13 protein-coding genes are annotated in these 19,215 nt (G+C 60.6%); 6 read left to right on the plus strand and 7 right to left on the minus strand.

Annotation, left to right across the window (positions count from 1 at the left end; translation table 11 throughout):
• Positions 1 to 89: 89 nt before the first annotated feature.
• The 3 genes from FVQ81_00770 to FVQ81_00780 all read right to left on the minus strand — a co-directional run bounded on the left by FVQ81_00770 (position 90) and on the right by FVQ81_00780 (position 6,284).
• Positions 90 to 2,024, minus strand: a complete 1,935-nt coding sequence (locus FVQ81_00770) for a motility associated factor glycosyltransferase family protein (GenBank protein MBW7995108.1) — start codon at positions 2,022 to 2,024, stop codon at positions 90 to 92.
• Positions 2,024 to 2,635: a hypothetical protein gene (locus FVQ81_00775; protein ID MBW7995109.1), complete on the minus strand. Its 612-nt coding sequence runs from the start codon at positions 2,633 to 2,635 to the stop codon at positions 2,024 to 2,026. Before FVQ81_00775 ends, FVQ81_00770 begins: the two co-directional genes overlap by 1 nt.
• A 79-nt stretch (positions 2,636 to 2,714) precedes the next feature.
• Positions 2,715 to 6,284, minus strand: a complete 3,570-nt coding sequence (locus tag FVQ81_00780; GenBank protein MBW7995110.1) for a hypothetical protein — start codon at positions 6,282 to 6,284, stop codon at positions 2,715 to 2,717.
• A gap of 576 nt (positions 6,285 to 6,860) precedes the next feature.
• Between FVQ81_00780 and FVQ81_00785 the strand changes: the two genes are divergently transcribed.
• From FVQ81_00785 to FVQ81_00795, 3 genes are all read left to right on the plus strand, one after another.
• Entirely contained in the window at positions 6,861 to 7,052 is a 192-nt protein-coding gene (locus tag FVQ81_00785; GenBank protein ID MBW7995111.1) for a hypothetical protein, read from the plus strand.
• Between the two features lie 219 nt (positions 7,053 to 7,271).
• The gene (thrH, locus tag FVQ81_00790; GenBank protein ID MBW7995112.1) at positions 7,272 to 7,889 is read left to right on the plus strand and encodes a bifunctional phosphoserine phosphatase/homoserine phosphotransferase ThrH; all 618 of its coding nucleotides are present in this window, start codon (positions 7,272 to 7,274) and stop codon (positions 7,887 to 7,889) included.
• Between the two features lie 56 nt (positions 7,890 to 7,945).
• Positions 7,946 to 9,220, plus strand: coding sequence for a Gfo/Idh/MocA family oxidoreductase (locus tag FVQ81_00795; GenBank protein MBW7995113.1), 1,275 nt, complete (start codon positions 7,946 to 7,948; stop codon positions 9,218 to 9,220).
• 275 nt (positions 9,221 to 9,495) lie between these two features.
• Here the strand turns inward: FVQ81_00795 and FVQ81_00800 are convergent, their stop codons facing one another.
• On the minus strand, positions 9,496 to 10,458 hold the full coding sequence (locus tag FVQ81_00800; protein MBW7995114.1) for an aldo/keto reductase: 963 nt from the start codon (positions 10,456 to 10,458) through the stop codon (positions 9,496 to 9,498).
• Between the two features lie 200 nt (positions 10,459 to 10,658).
• Between FVQ81_00800 and FVQ81_00805 the strand changes: the two genes are divergently transcribed.
• The gene (locus tag FVQ81_00805) at positions 10,659 to 12,098 is read left to right on the plus strand and encodes a dipeptidase (protein ID MBW7995115.1); all 1,440 of its coding nucleotides are present in this window, start codon (positions 10,659 to 10,661) and stop codon (positions 12,096 to 12,098) included.
• An 11-nt stretch (positions 12,099 to 12,109) separates the two neighbouring features.
• On the opposite strand, the gene FVQ81_00810 is transcribed toward FVQ81_00805, so the two are convergent.
• The gene (locus tag FVQ81_00810; GenBank protein MBW7995116.1) at positions 12,110 to 12,436 is read right to left on the minus strand and encodes a DUF202 domain-containing protein; all 327 of its coding nucleotides are present in this window, start codon (positions 12,434 to 12,436) and stop codon (positions 12,110 to 12,112) included.
• 67 nt (positions 12,437 to 12,503) lie between these two features.
• Between FVQ81_00810 and FVQ81_00815 the strand changes: the two genes are divergently transcribed.
• Complete coding sequence (locus tag FVQ81_00815; GenBank protein ID MBW7995117.1) at positions 12,504 to 13,934, plus strand: alkaline phosphatase; 1,431 nt, start codon at positions 12,504 to 12,506, stop codon at positions 13,932 to 13,934.
• A 4-nt stretch (positions 13,935 to 13,938) separates the two neighbouring features.
• Here the strand turns inward: FVQ81_00815 and FVQ81_00820 are convergent, their stop codons facing one another.
• Together FVQ81_00820 and FVQ81_00825 are read right to left on the minus strand one after the other, a co-directional pair.
• Positions 13,939 to 14,898, minus strand: a complete 960-nt coding sequence (locus FVQ81_00820; protein ID MBW7995118.1) for an aminoglycoside phosphotransferase family protein — start codon at positions 14,896 to 14,898, stop codon at positions 13,939 to 13,941.
• A gap of 2 nt (positions 14,899 to 14,900) precedes the next feature.
• Positions 14,901 to 16,547, minus strand: coding sequence for an FAD-dependent oxidoreductase (locus FVQ81_00825; protein MBW7995119.1), 1,647 nt, complete (start codon positions 16,545 to 16,547; stop codon positions 14,901 to 14,903).
• A 527-nt stretch (positions 16,548 to 17,074) separates the two neighbouring features.
• On the opposite strand from FVQ81_00825, the gene FVQ81_00830 reads away from it, so the two are divergent.
• A complete protein-coding gene (locus FVQ81_00830; GenBank protein ID MBW7995120.1) occupies positions 17,075 to 19,213 on the plus strand; it encodes a family 20 glycosylhydrolase in 2,139 nt (712 codons plus the stop codon).
• The last annotated feature ends 2 nt before the right edge of the window (positions 19,214 to 19,215 follow it).

The following is a 19,215-nucleotide window of genomic DNA, read 5'->3' on the forward strand; positions in this document are numbered from 1 at the left end:
TTCTTCGCGTTGCCGGGAGGCCCTCCTCCGGGCGCTCCCCCTGATCTGTTTATCGGTCTTTATTTCGTAAAGTTAAATCCGGGCAATGTTTATCCCGTTTCTTTCAGCCCCGGAATCTCATCCGCTTCGGGATGGTTTTCGGACAACCTGCGCCCGAGCGACAGGCTGGCCTGCTCGAATTTCTTGCGCAGCAGGCCCACTGTCTGATAGCAACTGATAAAGAACGAACCATAGAGCTGGCTGGCCTCGCTGATCAGTCCATCGTCCAGCTCGCGGCCCTTGAGTTTTTCCGCACCCCGCTGGTAGGTAAGAATCCCGCCCTGGTTGGCGTTTTCAAGCATTTCACGGATATTTTCGAATTGGTAAACCTGCTCGTAGGCTTCTTCCAGCGCGGCGTATTCAGCCTGGCGGTTTTCGCTTTTGCCCTGGTGCAGCACGCGAGCCGACTCGAATCCGCGGTTGCAGAGCTGCTGGAGGCTGTCCAGTTCACCGGTGGTCTGGCGGAGGTAATCGAACAGCTTGTCGATCTCACTCTGGCTGCGCGCCTGGTGCGCCTTACCGATCACTTTCCGCACATCGCGGCGGCTGGAGGCGTATTTCCAGAGCACATGTTCCAGGGGCAAGTTTTCAACCTCGCTGAAGCCTGCGCCGCCCTCGGTGGCGTTGATCACCCGGGCCGTCGCCGAAAAGATCTCCTTCTCGAAATAGTGGCGGTAAGCCTCGAGCTGCTTGGAGGTCCGCTGTGGCCTGCCGAATACGTCGGTGACATCCAGCGCGTTTTCGCACGACATTCTCCAGGCGTGGGTGTCGTGAAGGCTTTTCGGGTAGGTCAGTTCACGCAGCCAGCGGCGCTCCTGATAGGTGCCGTGGGCGTAGTAGCGGCCATCGCTGAACGCCAGGTCCTGGCCCACGAAAACGATCGGGTCGCAGCCCAGCTTGACCGCCAGGTCGAACGCACCGGTGGAGATCGAGCCCCAGGCCTTGACCACGCCGAAATCGCCGAGAATCCCGCCCAGCTTTTTCATCAGCACTTCATTGAAGCTCATGATAAATTTGTCGCCGGCGAACTCCTCGACGATCCGCGGATGGGTCATCGGCTCGGCCACCAGCGCCGCGCCGGTTTCACCCAGGCCCTGGAGGTGGCGGAAATTGGCCTCGCTGGCATCACCGGCCAGCGCCAGGTGCGGTCTGACCCCGGCCCTGTAGAGCGGACCGAGACTGGTGTCCACGCAGATCAGGACGGCGTGGTTTTCCAGTACGCGCAGGAGGTCGATATTGCGGTCGAGTGAGGGCCCCGCGCCGATCACGATCCCCGGCACCCCCTTGAAGCGGTTGAACAGGGTGCGCACGGGCGGATGGTCGACAATCGACAGGATATTGTCCAGCGAGTTGGAGAGGTAGGTGCGCACCGCGGAAACATTGGTCAGGAAATTGCCGCCGACTGCGATCAGCCACTTGCGGCAGAGCTGGTCGAGTTCGTTGAAGTATTCCCCACAGAGCTTGACAGTGGGCTTGTGCGCCAGCACGGTCACGCCCTCCAGGGTTACTACGCGGAACACCTGCCCGAACCGGGCGGGAACCTCGTATTCTTTTTCTCCGATTGCCCAGCAGATATCCGGATTGGCGAACAGGCCGGTCAGGTCGCGGACCTCCATCGCCAGCCGGAAAATCGAAATCTGCGGGTCGACAACCAGCATGCGGCTGCCCTCGGGGAGCTTCTCGATTGCGCGTTCCACGTGGTAGCCCAGGGCGAAACCGTAGACGAGGCAGGAATTCGCTCCCTCCTCGAGCTGGCTTTCCACGATCCGGTCGGCCTCGGCCAGGGGGTTGACCGTGCTGACCAGGGTACAGGGCCTGCCGCCGGCGTTGGACAGCCTGACCGACGGTACTCCGGCGCGGGTGGCGATAATCTCCGCCGCCGCCGGATGCGTGGCGGCCACGCGACGGGCCAGGTCCTGATCCACCCGGGCCAGGGTCTGAAGGTTGCGCCGGAAAATCTCCAGGTTTGTCTGCCGGTTGTTCATCAAGCCTGTTCCTGTTTTTCCATTTCACCGATCAGGTTGCCGGCATGGGTTTCCCACTGCTCGATAATCGGAACGAGTTCGAATTCCAGCAGGTCGCAGAGCTGGACGATATCGCCGTTCTGCTGGGCGCGAAGAGTGTCGGCGAGCAGGCCGTTGAATCCGTTCATTTCCGGTATCACGTCCACCGGCTTGCGTCCCTCGATCTCGAGGAAGCGGGCGATTCCGTGCCAGGCCGACGACACCATCTGCAGGCCCTCGACCAACGTGCTGAGGCTCATGTGCCCCTCGCTCTCGTCCTCGCTCTGGAGCGTTTCCACGCAGGCGGCGACCGAGCTTTTCAACTCCGGGAAGTACTGAGTCAGGGTGTGGAGGGTGTTCAGCGCCAGCGCGCCTACCTGCTGGGTGTTGATTACCAGGCTGTCCAGTTCCTGGACAGGCAGGGCGGTGTTCTGACGTTCCTCGCTGTTCTCGAGCGGTTCGCCGTTAAGCAGCATGGAGACGATCACCCTTTCGGGCGCGAGTTCTTTCTCCACGCCGTCGATCAACTCGCTCAGTGTCTGCCCGCCGAATTCAGCGGACTTCATTTCCTGTCCGTCAAGCAAGAGTTTCATCATCAAGTTCCCCGTTCGTGCTGAGTTTTCTGTCAGGAATTTCAGAATAATCATTTCAGCCTGTATCGGCCGGCACGGATTAAGCGCCGGAGGAAGTCGCCGCCGAGCTTGCCATCCCGAAAAACATCGCCATCGCATTCTGCTGCGACTGGAGACGGGCGATAGCCTGCTCCATGTAAGTGAACTCGCGGCGCAGGTTTTCCTCGCGCTGTGCGACCCGCTCCTCGATTTTAAGGATCTGGTCCTGCAGCGCCACTATCTCGTCGAATATCGTGCCCTGCCCGTAGCTGCCTCCAAAGGACGCGTGCTGGCTGATAAAGCCGGTCAGGCTGGTCGCCTCGCGCAGAGTTGTATACATTTTCTCGCTGATTCCGGCCCTGGAGTCGGCTTCCTGGCCCAGAAACGAACCGCCGTTGATTCCGAAGCGCGATGAGAGATCATCGGTCTCGCCCTGACCGGTCAGGTTCAGGATTCTGATATACGCCCGGCCCTTCTTGACCTCGCTGGAGAACACCAGATGGTTGCTGGCATCGAACTTGACGTCGATATTCCCGATCCCGCTGCGCAGAAGCTGGCCGGTGATAATGCTCAGGATGTCGTTCTGGTCTGTACTGCCGGCCGGGACAGTTATTTCGGCGGTGTTGACCCCGTTGTAGACCTGGAAAATGATATCGTTGGCCAGCGGGGCGGAATCGTCGAACGCCGAGGTGGCGCTGACTTCGATCTCACTGACGGCCTTCTGGCTGAACAGGTGGTGAACTCCCCGGTCATCTTCTTCCAGCGCCTGTTTCAGTTTCTCGTTGTTCTGGAGCGCCTCCAGAATCACTTCGTAGTCGACCGAATCGGCCACCAGCACGCCTTCGTAGTTCCGGCTCAGGGGGGCGCCGGTCGCGCCGGTGGTAATGCCCAGGTCGGCAATACTGCGGATGTCGCTGCCGGGGATATCCATCTGGTTGAATACAGTGCTTCTGATCTGGTCCTGGAGAATGCGGAAATTACTTTCCCGGCGGATAGCTTCCTGCTTGTTGTACTGATCGAACTTTTCCAGCCGCTCAAGCAGCTCATCGAAAGAGAGAGTGTTGCGCTCTTCCGTGGTTAGCGGAACGAGAAATTCCCGCTCGCTCGTTTCGAGGATATCCGGGTTCAGCAGCTTTACGGTTTTATTGTACTCGGTCACCCAGCGGGCGATGGCCTCCAGCGGTTTTTCCGTATCGCCGGTGACCGAAACCGTGACCGGGGAATCGGAAGTTCCCCTCAGTTCGTATGTGATACCCGCAGTGATATCGTCGATCGAGTTCGAGTTGCGGGTATAGGAGATATTGTTCACTTCCAGAATGGCGGTTTTTCGTTCGTTGCCGACATTATTGACCGAACTCCGGCGTTCGGTGGAGGCCACGCTGCCGTCGGAATTGGCCCCGCCGGTAATCCGCAGAACTTCCAGGATATTGCTCGTATCCGAGCTGCTGCCGACGTTGATCCAGTTGGCGGTAGTGTCGTCGTCCACGTCCTGGACAAGCGTCACGCGGTTGGACACAGGGTCCAGGTTGGCGATCACGCCGGCGGCGGATGAATTGATTTTCTCGATTATGTCGCCGAGGCTGTCGGCAGTGGCGTCTACCTCGATAGAGATTCCGTTGATCGAGAACGTACCGGAGTTCGGACGGATACTGAAGCCGGCCTGGGACAGTTCGGAATCGGGGTCGATCTGGCCGCTGCCGGCCCCGGCAGAGATGGAAATCTCCCCGGCGTTGTTGGTCAGCCCCAGCACCTTGAGGACGTTGCTTTGGCCGGCTTCGCCCGTGTAGCTGCCGAACGAGATATCCTCCTGGCTGCCGTATTCTCCCGAGATGGCGATAAAACGGTCGTTGCCGGATTCATAGGTCACAGTGACGCCCTCGTTGGCGCTGTTGATCCGGGCCAGCACAGCGGCGATTGTCAGGCCGCCGTCGATCTCTTCCTGGGTAATTGTCAGATTGGCGTCTCCTACGCGGAACGAGCCCGCGCTGATACCCGATCCGTCATCGTAGCTGAAAGCACCGGCGGCGTTCAGGTCGGAAATGGCCTTGTTCAGGCCCACGGTGCCGCTGCCGTCGGTATCCAGCGAAAGGCCGGTGGCGTAAGCGTTATCGGTGACACTGGTGCGTCCGAACAGCTTCGTCTTGTAGCTGGCGCCGATCGACAGCGAATCGGAGTTGTTGAGTTGGATTCGCGCGCTGCCCGGGGTGAAAACCGATCCGGTTACACTGCCGACCACGGTCACTCCATCGATCAGGTCATTGACACCCACGATGCGGTAATCTTCCTTGTCGCCGGTGACAACCCTGCGGCTGGCCGGTTCCAGGCTGCCGCGATTGTAGAATTCCGCCACCAGGGTCACATCGCCGGTGTCCGAGGTCGCGTTGGACGTGGTGTGCGTATCGGCGCCGAGTCCCAGCACCCGCTTGAGGATCCCGTTATTGGTCCCGATCTCGTCGATTGTGAGATCGCGTCCTCCCTCGTTGGCTGCAATCCTCAGGTAGCTTTCCCCGCCGGTTCCTTCGACCACCATCGCGGTTACGTCGGGGACCGAGTAGTTGATCGCATCGATCAGGTCGCCGATCGTATCGGTCCCCTTCAGCGCGGTGCCGTCGGTCTTGAGAATTTCGACACTGCCGGTGGCGCCGCCCGCATCCGGATCGATCCGCAGGGGTTCGAAGTCGCCGACATTCAGATCATCGAGAGTGACAGCCAGGATATCGCCGCCGCCGGCTGCGGCCGCCAGATCGACAGTGCCGGTAAGGCTGCCGGCCAGCCCGTCGGAGCTGACCACCGTGTACTCGCCGGTCTGCATGTCTTCCGGCGTGGTCGAGCCGTAAGTGCGCGCCGCGCCCGCGTCCGCGGCTGAGTCGGACCTGACAGTCGCCCCGTTGTCGATCCCGAAGACGGCCTCCGCCACCGCTCCGGTGACCGAGATGTCGATGCCGACATACCGGCTGGAGAGCTGCATCACGTTTCCGCCGGCGGCCTCGTCGTACACGAGGTGGGCCTTGAGCGGCTCCACCTGGTCCCTGATCTCGCCCAGCAACTGGTTGACCGTAGTCGAGGCGTCCAGGCCTTTGATCGTGACCATCCCGTGGGAGCCGTCGCCGTCGGGGTCGATCCTCAGGGTGAAATCGCCCGCCAGGCCGAGGTCGCCCAGGGTAGTGGTGGAATCAAGCGAAACTCCGCCCTTGATCCGGCCCGCACCGGGAGCGTTGGTGCGGTTGGCTCCGCCGAGCAGGTTTATCCCGACCGTGTTTGTACCCAGCAGGCGGGTCTCGCTGAAAAAGCGGTTGCTGGAAACTATCGCTTCCTGAGCCAGTTGGGTGACTTTAACCCGGTGGTTGGTTTTGACCGATGAGAATCCCGCGGTGGCAGTCACAGTGCTTTCGTCGCTGGAACTGGCCTGACGGGTGAGGAAAGTTGATTCGAGTCGAAGGCTAAGCGCTTCGTTCTGCAGGCTCAGCAACTGGTTGTTGACATCGCGGTATGCTTCACGCTGCACCGCCAGCACCTGCGACTTGTCTTCAAGCCGCGTGATCGGCTGGCGCTGGACGTCCAGCAGCTGTTCGATAATCGAGTTGGTATCTATGCCCGAGGCCAATCCGGAGAAACTGATCGGAGCGGTCATTTACGAGTTCCCTCTCTAGGAAAATGCCCGTCCGCCCGGCAGGGCTCGAAACGGGCCGCTAGCGGCCGGCCGGAGGCGCGCGAAGCCGCCGGTCGCCTGCTGAAAAGGCAAGAGTTATGCCAGCAAAGCCTGCAATACGGGCGTAACTGCTTACCAATGAATAAATAGTGTCTTAGCCGCGGAAACTCCTCCCTGGGCGCCATCACAAGCTCCCTGTCCACGGCGGGGAAGGGGAATAATTTGCCGGTATCAGAAAAATAATTATCCGGGATACCGGAAAAAATCGCACAAATGCGCATTTCCCCAATATCTTTATCGGCGGATTTAAACTGAAACTTTAGGAGAGCAGAGTGTAACTGGTTGGAAACAAAAGACTTGAATGCAGTTCTGGTCTGGAGGAGGAGTTATGCGGCTCGGGGTCGGTTTTCAGCCGCAGCGGGACCGATTTTGCGGGCTAAAACTGCTTGCGGGCGGTCGCGAGGTACCGCTCGTCGGTATCGACCAGTTCATCCAGCACGAATCCGGCCTCCCCGAGCAGGGCGCGCGGCGGTTTCGGATTACGCCGCCGGTGAATTGATGGATCCGATCACAATGGCTGCAATCATTCCGGCAAGCAGCTTTCCGCTCATCTCCCCTCAAATTCAGCCGGTACGAATGGCGTGCTACGAAATAGAAAAACGTATCACCCCGAGACGATACATGCATTCAATCCGTGATCTGCAAGTCAATTCGTTGGAAAACCAAGCAGCGTTACAGGCGGATAAATGAGATAATCCTTGAAAAAACAATTGAAATTTGCTTTATTGATGCTGGTTTATCCCTGACGAAAGATTCTGAAGATTCTGCTGCCAAAACCGAAGAAAATTCTGCTGATGAATGAGCAAGCTCCGGGTTGACTCAGTGCAACCCCGGATTTATTTAGTTTCAGACTAGTTGTTTTAGAGCATTTCACTTGAATCTGAATTTATCGCGGGAGACGACAGTCCAATGCCAGTGGTCACATGTCTTGATATGGAAGGGGTTCTGACCCCGGAGATCTGGATCAACGTCGCGCGTAAAACCGGGATCGGGAAGCTGAACCTTACAACCAGGGATATCAGCGACTACGACGAGCTGATGACGATGAGGCTGGAAATCCTGGAGGAAAACGGGCTGAAGCTGGCCGATATCCAGGACGTTATCGCCGGGCTTGACCTGCTTGATGGCGCCGGGGAATTTCTCGACAGCCTGCGTCGCCGCTGCCAGGTGATCGTCCTCTCGGACACGTTCTACGAGTTCGCCGACCCGCTGATCGAGAAGCTGAACCGGCCGATCTTGTTCTGTAACAGCCTCACGGTTGACAGCGGCGGGCGAATAACGGACTACCGCCTTCGCCAGCAGGACGGGAAGCGCAAGGCGATCCAGGCTCTTCACGGGCTGAATTTCAAGGTGATCGCCGTCGGGGACAGCTACAACGACACCTCGATGCTCGCCGAGGCCGAGGCGGGAATCCTGTTCCGCCCGCCGCAGAAAGTGGTCGACGAGTTCCCGCAGTTCCCGGTCACCGAATCCTACGCTCAGCTCCGCGCCGAAATCGACAGTGCGCTTGAGTGGATCGAAAGCTGAATTTTTACCGATGCAGCCAACAATCACGCAGGTCGGTATTTCACAAGGGAGTAACCATGACTGGCAATGCAAGCGGCAAAAACCTGAACCGCCGTGATTTTTTCCGCCACGGCAGCGCAGCGGTCGCGGGAGCGGCCGGGCTGGCGGCGCTGGGCGCCCCGGCGATTATCAGCGCGCAGAACGCCAACAGCAAGATAACCTTCGGGATTATCGGTACGGGCAGCCGGGGCAACTCGATCCTGCGGGCGATCAGCCGCCACGAGCAGTCGATAGTCACCGATGTCTGCGATATCTACCCGCCCAATCTCGAGGAGGGCAAAAAGGATTCCGCTAACGACAAGGTCAGGGCCACCGGGAACTGGCAGGAGGTCGTTGAGCGCAAAGATGTCGATGCGCTGATTATCAGCACGCCGCTCTACCTGCACGTGCCGATGAGTGTCGCCGGGCTGGAGAGCGGCAAGCACGTGTTCAGTGAAAAGAGCATGGGCCTGAATATGAAACAGATTAACCGGATGCGCCTCGCGGCCGCCAGACATCCGGACCTGGTGTACCTGGTAGGCTACCAGAGCAGGCTCAACGAGAGCCTGCAGATGGTCAAAGACCTGGTGGCCGGGGGCTCGTTCGGCAAAATTACCCAGTTCTACTGTCATTTCGACCGCAACCAGACCTGGCGCAAGGACGGGCTGGAGGGCAAGTGGGACCGCCTGCTCAACTGGAGGCTCTACAAGGAATACTGCGGCGGCCTGCTGACCGAGGTCGTCACCCACGAGATCGACCAGGTGCTCGATATCCTGGGCACGAAGCCCAAAACCGCTGCGTTCCACGGACAAATCATGGTCTACCATGACGGGCGCGAGCACCACGACAGTATCATGGGCAGCTGGGAGATGGAGGACGGGGTGATGGGTGTCGGGACGGGGCATTTGTCGAACGGCAGCCGCGGCTCCGGGTTCACCCTGCTGGGCACCCACGGCACGGTGGAAAGCTACGGCGGCAAGCTCAAGCTCTACTGGGAGAAAAGCGCGCGCCACCTGGACACCGCCGGGATCGACCACAAGTTCACCCACATCAAGCTCGGCCAGTCGCTCAAGGAAGACGAGAGCCCGAGCAGCACCCCGGCCAAGGTGGTGGATTTCTCGGTCGACGGCGCCTACCAGGACGCCACCGCGCGCGAGTTCGAGCATTTCTATGATTGCGTGCTGGGCGGGACCAAGCCGGTGATGGACGCCGAGAGCGCTCACGCCACCAGCGTGATGGCCCTGATGGCCTACCACAGCTCGATGGACGGCGGCAAAGCTTATTCCAGAGAGGACGTGCTGGCGCTGGGGTAGGAGCTATCATCACGGACAACGAAAAAAGCCCGGTGCGTTCAGCGCCGGGCTTTTTAGCTTAAGTATGAAATATGTTTAAAAGCGGGAAACCGAAAGCAGGATAAAACCAAACACACCCCGCCCCCGATTTATCGGGGTCACCCCTCTTGGTAGAGGGGACTTTTTCACCCCCAACTGCACAACGGAGTCGGCGGGAAAGCGGATCTCCGGTCCAGTCCCCTCTTGAGAGGGGTGCCTGCCGGAGGCAGGCGGGGTGTGTCATGCCGCTGCCTTCCTCACCCCGCCGCTTCCCGTATCTTCGCCACTACCTCAGCACTCAGCGGTTGGGCGGTCCCGGCGGCCGCGTTCTGCCGGGCCTGCTGCTCGTTGCGCGCGCCGGGGATCACCACGCTGACCGCATCATTGGCCAGGATATACTGCAAAGCCAGTTGCGCCATCGGAATGCCCAGCTCCGCGGCAATCGGTTTCAGCCGGTCGGCGCGGGACACCCAGTCCAGTTTTTGCTCCGGCGAAATCGTCTGGCTGCGGTGGTCTTTGTGGTCGAACGTGCTCTCGGCCGTGTACTTGCCGGTCAGGAACCCGTAAGCCAGCGGCACCCGCGGGATGATGCCGATATTTGCCGCCTTGGCCGCGGGCAGCAGTTTTTGCTCCGGCTCGTTATCGAGGATATTGTAGACCACCTGGATCGCGGAGCCGTAGCCCGCCTCGATCTGGGTCAGGCCGTCCTCCAGCGGACCGATCGAGATCCCGTAGGCGCGCAGCTTGCCCTGCTCCACCAGCCGGTCCAGGGTTTCGGCGTTACCCAGCGCCTGTTGCATCTGCTCCGCGCTGCGGGGAGTGTGCAGCTGGTAGAGGTCGAGATAGTCCGTGTTCAGCCGCCGCAGGGACTCCTCGATCCGCGCGCTCAGGAACTCTCCGCTGAAATCTTTCTGCCAGCTGCCGTCGGGGGCGGTCAGGTTGCCACCCTTGGATGCGAGCACCACCTGCGCCCGCCGCCCGGCGAATATTTTGCCCAGCAGCTCCTCGCTGTGCCCGGCGCCGTAGACATCGGCCGTGTCGAAAAAGTTCACTCCCGCCTCGAACGCGGCCTCGATGGCCCGGATCGACTCGGTGTCGTCCTGTTTTTCACCCCAGCCGATCTGGTGCGGTCCCAGGCTGGCTGGCCCGCCCACGGCCCACGCCCCGAAACCGACCTCACCGACCCTGATTCCCGTCTTGCCCAACGTCCTGATTCTCATCGCGTGCCTCCCGTCCCGCTGATTCACGATATTTTAACGGTCAGTCCCGGCCCGCAGGCCGGCTATCTAAAATAGACGGGGTCCGGGCCTGTGTCCACCCCGGAGTCCTGCCGGCAGGGCTGTTGTTTGCAATCGTCCCGGCATGTTGTATCTTTCGACTATTACAGATCGTGCAGCGGCTATCAACGGAGAACCCGGAAATGAAGAAACTTTCTGTCCTGCTGTTTGTGCTGCTGATTCCGTCAGCCGCAGCTGCCGAGGATGACAACTGCTACCTGGTGGTGGCCGGTCTGAGCGCCACTGCCGACGGCAGCGTGATGCTGGCCCATAACGAGGACAACGGCACCGACAAGGTGTTCCGTTTCAGGCGTGTCGAGCGCAGGGTGCACGTGTCCGGCGAGTTCGTGGAGCTGCACGGCGGCGGGCGGCTGGAGCAGACCGACACCACCTGGGCTTACACGGTCTGGGAAATGCCCGGGATGCACTTTTCCCACGGGATGGTCAACGAGCACGCGGTAGCCGTGGTGAGTAACAGCTGCCCCAGCCGCGAGGACAGGCCGATGCTTACCGATGGCGGGATCGGGCCGCTGCTGCGCTGGCTGGTTGTGGAGCGGGCCCGCTCGGCCCGCGAGGGTGCGGAGCTGGCGGGCGCTCTGATCGAGCGGTTCGGTTACAGCGCCAGCGGCCGCACGCTGACTATCGCCGATCCGCGAGAGGCCTGGCAGGTGGCGATGGTTAACGGCAAACACTGGGTTGCCCGCCGTGTTCCCGACAACCAGGTGGCGGTGCTGGCCAACAGCTACGGAATCCACCGGATTGACCTGGCCGACACCGTTAATTTCATGGGCAGCGCGGACCTGATCGACTACGCCAGAGAGCGGGGATGGTACGATCCGGCGATGGATAAGGAGTTCGATTTCGAGCGAGCCTATGCCGGGCGCGGCAGGCTGACCGACCCCAACCAGCGCCTCCGTCAGTGGACCGGGTTCAGGCATTTTGCAGCGCCGGATTATGCTCCTCCGCCGGATGGAGAACCTTTGCCGTTCAGTATCGAGCCGCTGAAACCGCTAACGCCGGAGCAGATGTTTGCCGCCCTGCGCGACCACTACGAGGCCAGCCAGTTCGAGGCCGGTGATTGCCTGCCCCATGTGACACCTTGCGGCGCCAGTCCACGGGCGGTTTGTCACGGCAGCACCAACCATGGCGATCTGTTCCAGCTGCGCGGCAATGTACCCTCGCCCCTGCGAACGATATGGTGGTACAGCTTCTGGCGGCCGTGCAGCGCTCCGTTCGTGCCGCTTTATCCGGCCGCGGGATCGGTGCCGGCGGCGCTGGGTTTCGAGGTGCACGACCATGTGTTCAGGGACCCATCCAGCGGAGAGATGCCCGGCCGGGACAAGGCGATCGGTGTTTTCCGCGAACTGACGCTCCGGGTTGACGAACGCCGGTGGCGGGATATCAACACAGTCCGGGCGCGGTGGCGGCAGTTCGAGCGGGATCAGTGGCCCGAGGTCCGGAAGCTGGAAAGCGAGGTCGTTTCTTTGCAAAGCCGGGATAATGAGATTACAAACAGGTTGGCGGAATTCGGTGAGTACAGGCTCGAACAGGCGATGAAAGCGGCGGCGGAGATGTTGGAGTGATCCGCTGACAATCAATCCGGGGGAGGCCGGTTATCGCCGGGAATAAGCTCATCCTTTTCAGCTTCGCGCATCAGCGAGTCCAGCGGTTCTTTCATCTTGAGGAACCTGGCTGTTCCGATCCAGGCGATCCAGACACCTGACGGGACGAACAGCCAGCCGATAATTTCCAGAATCCGCGAGTCGAAAAACTTGATGAAGCTCACGCCGGCGATAAACAGGGTCAGGGCGGTGCGGAGGTAGGAAAGCAGCGTGCGCTCGTTGGCCATCTGGGTGCGGTCGGCGGCGAGCATGTCGCGCAGGATCAGCTTGTCCTTGTAGCGCCTGTAGTATTCATCCATTGGGGCAGCTTCCGATTTAGATAATACCCTCATTTCCGGAGCCTAAATATATTACCAATGCCCGCAGATGGGCAAGTCGAGTCCGCTGCCTGAAACCGAAAAAACAGGTGGTTCTCAAAGTATTCCGGAGGTCGTGATGAGCCGAATCTTTACTTTAATCGTGTCGGCGGTGCTGTTTGCGGGTTCTCTTGCCGCCGAACTGCCGTATAACGCAATGGGGGAGCTGACCGGCGAGGTCGGGCCGGGCTCGGCGATTTTGCAGACACGGTTGACCGCCGTGACCGGCCCGGACAGTTCCGGCGATTATGCGGGGGCCGAGGCCTGGGCCAGGTTCGAGATTTCCCGGCGCGAGGATTTTTCCTCTTCCCGGACCACCGCCTGGCGGCATGCCTCGGCCGACAGGGATTATATCGTCAAGGAGACTGTCAGCTCCCTGGCCCCGGAAACCCGGTATTTCTACCGGGTGCAGATAAGCTCGAACCCCGCCGGCGCGGAAGTGCGTCTGGGAGCGCGCAACACGTTCCGTACCGCGCCGGAGAGGGACGCCGTGCGCGACGTCCTGTTCACGGTCACCACCAGCCACCATCACGCCAACCGGGAAAGCGAGGAGGGTTTCGACGCCTACCGCGCCATGGCGCGACTCCAGCCGGAGTTCAACTTCCTCACCGGCGATGACGTCTATTACGACACCGACCCGCCGGTGGCGCGCGATGTTGCCGGCATGCGGTTTCACTGGCGCAGGATGTTCGGCATGCCGCTGCTGAAGAAATTCTATTCGATGGTGCCCGGTTACTGGCAGAAGGACGACCACGACTACCGGTTCGATGACGCCGATCCGTTCATGCCGCCCCGCGAGGGAGGCTCTCCAAGCGATGAGGAAGGCCGGATGGTGTTCTTGGAGCAGACGCCTGTGCCTGTGCCCACCCACCGCCGGGTGCGCTGGGGCAGGGCGGTGGAGTTCTGGCTGCCCGAGGGCCGCGATTACCGCAGTCCGAACAGCATGCCCGACGGGCCGGGGAAAACGCTGTGGGGAGTTCAGCAGCGACGGTGGCTCGAGGAAACTATCGCCGCCAGCGACGCGATGTTCAAGGTTCTGCTCTCACCCACCGGGCTGGTCGGCCCCGACCGCGGCAACAAGCGAGACAGCCACGCCAACCGCAACGGCTTCTTTAGCGAGGGCCAGGAGTTCCTGGGCCGGCTGAAAGCGCAGGGGGTCAAAAACTTCTTCATCGTCAACGGGGACCGGCACTGGAAATACCACTCCGTGCATATTCCAACGGGCTACGAGGAGTTCTGCTGCGGCGCCCTCACCGATGGGGCCAGCGTGCAGGACCCGGACTACGCCGACGAGCTTGCCGAGAGGAAATGGCACCTGGGCAACGGCGGTTTCCTGGCCGTGCGTGTGCTGGCCGAGGACGCGGACGTGCCGGAGATGGTGTTCGAGTTTTACGAAGAGGACGGCAACTTGGTCCATACCGTGCGGCGGCAACTGGAGTAGGGGACTATAATTCGAGACCGAGCTGGCCGGCAAGCTGTAGCGACTGACGCCGGTAGTTGTCGGCCAGCGCGGGATTCCCGCCGCGGACCCGGCGGATGAAAATATATTTTTGCAGCTCGTAGAGCAGGTAAAACGCCTGGCGGACCTGAGCGTCGCTGTCGTTTTCCCGGCGGCTGCCGTAGCCCTCCCAAAACGATGGCTCGCTGATTCCGCAGTAATCCAGCACCGCGAACTCGATCTCCACGTCACCCCACAAGGCCCGGTCCCAGTCCAGCAGGCCCAGCAGTTCGCCTTCGGGGCCGGTCATGACATTCTGGGCCCAGATGTCCATATGCAGCAGGGATGAGGGTTCGGAGCGGGTGAACTTATCGAGGTTGGTATCCAGCAGACGGCGCAGGGCGTCGGCCTCTGCCAGTGAATACCCGCCGCAGCCGGAAATATCAGTCAGCAAATAACCCCACATCACTGCGAAAGCGTCGGTCCAGTTGTCAGCCGACGGGGCCGGCTCGTGTTCGCCGAGATAACCGTAGCGCCGGGCGTGGAAACCGTGCACCCGGCGCAGGGCCTGGCCGAGTTCGCCCAGCAGCCTGTCGAGTTCCCGCCGGCCGATCCCCGTGGCTTCCGACAATGGAGTACCCGGCATCCGCTCCATCAGCAGGAAATCCCTGTCCAGCAGCCCGCGGCTGAAATCAGCGGCCAGGATTTCGGGTACAGGGACGCCGGCACCTTCCAGGATCGCCCGGTGGATACCCGGCTCCTGGCGCATCATCCGGTGCTCGTAAAACAGGTTCTGTTCGCGGATATCCGGCGGGGCGACTCTCAGCACGAGCGGCCGGTCCGCTCCCTCGACAAACCAGGTCGTGTTGTATTTGCCGGTCGTGCAGCGCCGGAGCTTGAGTCCGTCCGCGTCGGTCTCCAGGTGCGCCGCCGCGGCCCGGGCAAGGGCAGCCAGGTCGTTTTCCATGCTCAGTTCCGGGCCGGGTCCCACTCCAGGTGCTGGCCGTCGGCAAGCAGCTTTGTGCGCAGAGTCTGATAATCGATATCCTGCACGGCAACCCCGTTATCCAGCGCCAGGCCCGCAGCGGTGGCGGCGCTCTGGCCCAGCACCATGAACACCGGCTCCATCCTGATCGACCCGAACGCGATATGGCTGGCCGAGAGGCAGACCGGCACCAGCAGGTTGGTGCACTCACTCTTGCTGGGTACAATCGAGCGATAGGAGATCGGGTAGGGTTCGAACCCGCCCACCTGCACGTCGCCCTCGTTCTTGAGCCAGCCGTCGGCGGTTACGTAGCGCTGGACGTTGTGGCTGTCCATGGTGTAAGCTGCCAGACTCACCGGGTCGCCGGCGACCTCGCGGCCCTGGCAATTATGCTGGGTCATGACGTAATCGGACACCATCCTGCGGGCCTCGCGCACGTAGATCTGGTGCGGCCAGTTGCCGTTGTCGGTGAACTCGTCGGCGGCCAGCCCCCAGCGCGAAACCTCGTTACGTACTTTTTCCGGCACGCGGGGATGGTAAGCCAGCGTCCACATTAAGCCTTTCTGGTACTGCTCGTGTTCAGAGATCAACCGCTCGCGGGTGGCGTAATCTGCCTCGGGGTATGTGTAATTATAGCCGATATAATCCGTGCTGAACCCCTGGCGGTTGTTCGTGTCTGTCTTGCGGTTGGGCATCATGGTGGGCGACCAGGGGACCCCGTCGTAGCCCGCCTCGAAATAGCGGAACAGCGGCTCGTAGACCAGGCTGTCGTAGCCGGCGGGTTTTTCGAACTTCACCTGGTTCTCCGGGACATCGGACAGGCACATCCTGAAGTTGTATGCCTGGACGCGACGGTCGCCGCTGCCTTCCTCGCCCGGCCCGGCGGGGTCGATTCCGGGCAGGAGCCCGCTGTTCGGGTCGTCGGCGATTACATACGGGCTGACAGGCAGATCGAAGGTGTGGTACACGGCGTTGGCGGTCTGCACCCCGTTGAGTGTTTCACCGTAGGCCGCGTTAGATTCGCGTCCCACTGTATAGCTCACGCCGGCAAGGGCCAGCAGGTCACCCTCGTAGGTGGCGTCGATAAACATTCCGCCGCTGAACACCCGTCCGCTCCCGGTTCTGATGGAGACGATCCGGGCGCCGTCCTTGCTGACGCCGCCGGAGAGGTCGAGACGCTCACCGAAGACGACCGGCACATCCGCCTCGCGCAGCAGCTCGTTGATGATATCCTCGGCCACGTGCGGCTCGAAGGTCCACATGAACTCCGCGTCCACATCGTTGCCGCGGTTGCTGCGGTAGTCCTCTTTCTGTTCGTAAACCCAGGATTCGTCCTTGCGGTAGTGGTCGGCGATCCTGCGGTAGAAATCGCGGGAGCGGCCGCCGATAGCTCCCTTGTTGCCGATATCGGTGGCGCCGAGGCCGCCGGTGGTCAGTCCGCCCAGGTGGCTGCCGGGTTCGATCAGGACCACGCTCTTGCCCTCGGAGGCCGCCTGCACCGCCGCGATCACGCCGCCGGAGGTGCCCCCGTAGACCACGATGTCGTAATAGTCGCCATCGCCACGGGACTCACTGGCGGGCCTGCCGCAGGCAAGCAGCACTGTCAGGACTGCAAGTAATGCCAGGCTCATTCTGTTCATTTTGATCGTACTCCTGAGCTAAGTAGCGGGTCAGTTCAGCTCGAATAGTATTTTCTGCTGTTGCAAGACAGCTGGAAGCATTGGCAGGCATTTTATCCACATTTCAGATATGTTTGATAATCAGGATTCGCCGGCCACAGTGAAATTCATTGAGCTGAGCGTGAGTTTCGATAATTTGCGGATACTCTCGTCGTCATCGGCCACGAGGAATCGTTTTTCCTGTCCGCTCATGGGTGGCTCCCGGTTGCTTTTAGACGTTTACTGCCGCTCACGTTAAAGCATATTGCCGTTTCGGGCATGAAAAGGCAAGTCCTTTTTGAATTGTGCTCTTAAGATTGCATCGGCAGACAGCCATCGCTCTGTCGGAAATAAAATCCTCTGGTATTATTCGAGTGTATCCGGAACCGGTTCGCCATGCCGGAAGAAACTTGACATAATTCCAGCCATTAAACATATATGAACAAATTCATATTAGACTCATTTGTCGTTTTAGCTCTACCTGACTCAAGGAAATTGAAATGACGGAGAAAATAAAAACGATTTGGCTGAGCTGCATGGTGTCGTTTCTCCTTCCGGTGGCAAGCTACGCTCAGCAGACCGCCCTGTGGCGCGAGGGGATCAATGTTATTCCGTCTCCGCAGGAAGCGCTGCCGGGAAATGGGGAGTACAGCTTCGATGGTACAGTGACCATCAAGATCGAGGGTACGGCCGGCGGCGACGAATCATTTACCGCCAGGGATCTGGCCGCCAGGCTCAACAGCGATTTCGGCATCGAGGCGGTAGTGGGCGAGGGCGATAGCCCGGGCGGGATAGTGCTGCTAAACAGCGGCGGACAGTCCTGGAAAACCGGCCAGGGATACACGCTGGAGGCCGGACCCGATGGGATCAGGATCGAAGCGGACGGCGCCGCGGGGCTGTTCTACGGAACCAGGACCCTGTTGCAAATGGTGAAGCCCGGCAGGGACGGCTACGAACTCCGGAGCGTGAGCATAACCGACAAGCCGGATATTCCGATCAGGGCGGTTCATTACGATACCAAACACCACCAGGACCGCATGGAATACCTGAAGGACTTCATCCGCGATCTGGCCGACTACAAAATCAACATGCTGATCTGGGAGTGGGAAGATAAGTTCGCTTATGTCAGCCACCCGGAAATCGGCGCACCGGGCGCGTTTACCGCGGATGAGATCAGGGAGCTGACCCGCTACGCGGCTGACTATCACGTCCAGCTCGTTCCGCTGATCCAGGGTCTGGGCCATGTCAGCTACATACTCAAATGGCCGCGGAACACTCACCTTCGCGAAATCCCTGCGTCAAACTGGGAGTTCTGTCCGCTTAAAGAGGGCGCCTACGAGCTGCTGTTCGATCTCTGGCGGGAGGCGATGGAGGCTACTCCGGGGGTGGAGTACCTGCATATCGGCTCAGATGAGACTTTCGAGCTGGGCCGCGGGCCGGACTGCGCCTGCGGTGAGCACGTGGACAGGCTGGGACGCTATTCGTTCTACATGCAGTTCGTCAACCGCTGTGCTGAGTATATCGTCAGCAGGGGACGCAAGTTTATTGCCTGGACCCCGGAGTACAGGCCCGAGGAAAAGATCAAGCCGCTGAAAAGCGGCCCGCTGATGGCCGAATACCTCGATCTGGAGATCGCGCGGAAGGGGCTGGCCGACGGGTACACGCACTGGGTTTACACTCTCAACCCCGGGCTGGAGGAACCGTTTCTGCCGTATTTCTACCGCGAGAGCCGTCACCCGGGCACCACGCTGGAAAACGCCTACGAGACATTGACCACTGCATCGCGCTCGGGTTTGTACGAGGGCATGATCGTGGCCAGTTGGGATGCCTCCGGCCTGCACAACCAGGTGTGGATGATGCGGTTCGTCAACGCGGCCGAGTACGCCTGGAGCGGCAGCGGGCCGTCGTTGGAGGAGTTTATCGACAAGTATTTCACAAACTACTACGGGTCCGCCGCGCACGACGTGAAGGAGTTGTTCGAGCTGCTCAACCGGGCCAGCTACTATTTCATGGACTCCTTCGAGCGCAAGGTCTGGCACTGGGGTGAAATCGGCAGAACCCACCTGCCCGACCTGCCGCGGGGCGACGCCATCGAATACGACCCGTTCTGGAACACGGAAAACGCGGAGATGGTCGCCCGCTCGCGGAAGCAGTTGCCCCTGATGCGCAGAGCGGAGACGATCTGCCGCCAGAACATCGCCGCCGGTGTCAGGCACGCTTACGACATGGAGGTGTTCGCATCCATCGCCGGCCTGATCGCCCACAACGCCCGGACATACCTGGCGCTCTCCGAACTGGAGAATACTATCACCCGGGCCCACAAGCAGCGTTTCGTCAGCCACCAGGCCGTCCACTCGGCGCTGCTGGAGGCCGCCCGGATCGTGGAGCGCAACCTCGCTGACCGGAAGAGTTCGTTCGGCAACCTCGTGAATGTGTGGGAAAAATCCAGGGTGCCCAAGGGGATGGACACGGCGGAAAAGAAGTATTTCCACCGTCAGGACCGGGGCAGGAATTTCGCCAACCGGCGGCCGGACATGAGTTACCTGATCTGCGACGAACAGCTGCTGGGGCTGGAAGATTACCTGGCTTCCCTGCGCGGGTACGCAGACTGTTACGCACGCACTTACCTGGCAGACTGAAA

This window comes from Candidatus Glassbacteria bacterium (genome assembly GCA_019456185.1).
Classification (GTDB): domain Bacteria; phylum Gemmatimonadota; class Glassbacteria; order GWA2-58-10; family GWA2-58-10; genus JAJRTS01.